The sequence below is a fragment of the Sphingorhabdus sp. genome (genome assembly GCF_023910635.1).
GTDB lineage: Bacteria > Pseudomonadota > Alphaproteobacteria > Sphingomonadales > Sphingomonadaceae > Sphingorhabdus_B.
In genome coordinates, this window is sequence record NZ_JAAVVZ010000060.1 from 1 (window position 1) to 2,788 (window position 2,788).

Here is a 2,788-nt window from a genome sequence, read left to right on the forward strand (position 1 = left end):
GTGCGGCGATGATCTTTTTGCCGTCATTCCCGTTACTCTTCCCGCTGACGTTGTGCCGTATCAAAGCGACCGGCGCGCTTATGTCACAAAATGGCTTTATCAAGCGGGCGCAACTAAGTTTCGCACTGTCCCCGCCGATGGCAAGGTTTATGGCGAGAAAACCGCTTGGCTACGTCACCCCATGACGCGGGATCAAGTCGACGCTTGCTTATCGGCGGATCAACGCGCGGCATTGCTTGCCGAAAGCCAGATTGTTGCACCTGACCCCGAAATTCGCTTGGTTCCAGCCGACATTTTTAAGCGTGATTATGCGGCGGCTTGGGCCGCGCGCGATGCCGCTGCAATGTCTGAGGCCATCAGGGCATTTCGGGCCTTCAGCATAAATGCAGCAGCTCGCCACCTATCGGCGGATGATGTTGCGGCGGAAACTCAGCATAAAATCCGCAAAATCTGCGCAGATGTTCGCGGCCTTGGCGAAAAGGTTAAGGATGCGCGTTTTCGGATGAACTACAACCAATACAACCGCCCATGCTTTCAGCGGGGCATCCAACAACTTGAATGGCAGCGCGATGCTATTTTGCGCGATGAAGCCAATAGACGGGCAAAGGCCGATTGGTTAGCGTCCGGTGTGCTTCACCCCGGCGACCCGCGCACAATCGTTCAAATTGAATGGACCAGCGGCGGCGTGGCACAAAAAGGCTTTGCCCATGTCAACGCACTGCGCGACCCCGATCATATCACTATCCCGATTTGTCGCAAAACGGGCGCGGTGACGAAACATAAGGCGTCCATTGATACGGTGATTGTCCTGCCTGGGATTAACGCGACCGAACGCAAGCAAGTTGTGGACGCGATTGCGGCCTATGACGCTGCGATCAATGCTCCCACCCCTGTCGACGCCGATGTGGACACCCCTATCGCTGAACCGGAAACGGTTGCTGCCCTATCGGATGAATTGGCGGATTATGAGGCTGGGCGGACGGCAAAGTCGAATGGCTTGCCATGTGAATTGCCGCAAAGCATTGTTGATCCCGACAGCACGGGGGCAAGCGACTGGATTAAAGGATGGCGGGATGCCTCATTTGGCGAAAATCAAGCCACAGAGACGCCGCAGGACGAAACCGCTACCCAAGTGGCGGATGAACCTAAAATCGCGCCACAGGACGAAAAAAACGGCCCTGCTGATGAAATTGAAGCGCAACCGGACCCCGTTGCGGCATTGATTGCCCGAATGGATGCGCTTGAAGCCATTATACTTGATCAAGTAAGGCCCGAAGTTGGTCAAGTCGACCACCCTTCCGTGGAAATCACAAACGTCGTTCCGCTCCCGATTGACCCGCGCGCGCTGGCTGTGGTCAAGGCAAGGCAAGAAATCGCCCTTTCGGTGCAATCGAAACCAAAACGGACACCGGCTCACCTTCGGGCGATCATGGCTTATCTGCAACTAAGGAGTGCGCGAAAGTTAGGGTTAAGTCAGCGACATATTTGGTCCACTCACATTGATGACTTAGAGCGAAAACTTGCCAGCATGACAGAAGAAGCGGAATATCAGCGCCGGAAAAAAGAAACGTATCAGGACCGTCTCAAGCATCAAGGCGAGCGAATTGCCAGCCATGCGGCCCAACAAACGCTATGGGAATCCATCGCAAGCGAATGGGGTTATACCGCTCGCACCGACGCAAAGCGCCGCCGCGCCGTCTTGAAAGCGCGTGATATGCAAAAGCGGCTCCATGCAGAGTATAAAGTTGTGGATCGTGCAAACGATGATCGACAAAAGGCAAGTCTACGCGCCAATGCCGCCGAAAGAGAATTGGCCAGCCTAAAGCAAAAGCTTGCCGACCCTACCAATCCAGCGCGGGAAAGCGACTTGCTTATGCTGCGGGATAACGCCGAAAAATGGCAGGGCAAAGCAGAGGCGGCGATTGCAGAGGGTGAACGCCTAAAGCAACAGGTGGTCCATTACGGCGGCCAGATCGAAAACTTGGCGGTAAGGCTGGCACGGGCAGAGGCGATGTTGCGCACTGGTCCGCTGGAACTTACCCGTATCGCGGCGTAACCCCTTTCATGGATATATCGGGCCGGTCAGAGCGGCCCCTCTATCATAGGAATTTGTGATGATCCCTTATGCAGATAAAAAATGGACTTGCAGACATGCTTGGCGGCAGTTTCATAGAGCAAGGCGTCTGGTTGCAAAGATGCCGCCGCACAATGACAACTTTTTGGCTGTGTCACGAACACAGGCTATCTACCGTCAAGTTTTTCGCGCAGCAAAGCGGGAAATGCCTAAACGCATTGAATGGAACGCTTCGCCAGGGTGCAACCTTTGTCTTATCAAAAATGCGGCCTTTGAGAAATTGCATCGAAAAAATGGGTAGGTGCTATATGAACACCCACTTCCACCCCGCGCTGATCCGAACGGCTCCAGAACTCTGCCAGCTTGTCGGCAACTATGGTGGTTCGCTTCCCGATGGTGACTGGTTCGCTATGGAGAAGATCGACGGTTGGCGATGCCTATACTTTGCCGGCAAGGATGGCCGCAAAGGACTGTGGACGCGCAACGGCATCCCGATCCAAGGCGGCGGCCACATCATCCACAAGCTGCAACTTATGGAGCAGATTGCGGGGGAGAGCCTATTCTTTGACGGTGAGTTTGTAGTCGGGGGAACGCTGGCCAGCACAAAGGCATGGTGTGAACGCGATTGGAAGGGCGGGGGAGAGGCTGGAACGCTGCACCTATTCGACTGCTTTACGCAAGCCGAATGGGAGCAAGGCGGGACCGAACGGCCAC

The 2,788-nt window shown here is 55.0% G+C and carries 2 protein-coding genes; both read left to right on the forward strand.

Annotated elements, in window-relative coordinates:
* Nucleotides 1–2,056, forward strand: a 2,056-nt coding sequence (locus HEQ34_RS14065) for a hypothetical protein (protein WP_296201534.1), incomplete at its 5' end; no start/stop codon positions are given.
* 326 nt (nucleotides 2,057–2,382) lie between these two features.
* Nucleotides 2,383–2,788: hypothetical protein (locus HEQ34_RS14070; protein ID WP_296201535.1), on the forward strand; the 406-nt coding region annotated here is incomplete at its 3' end.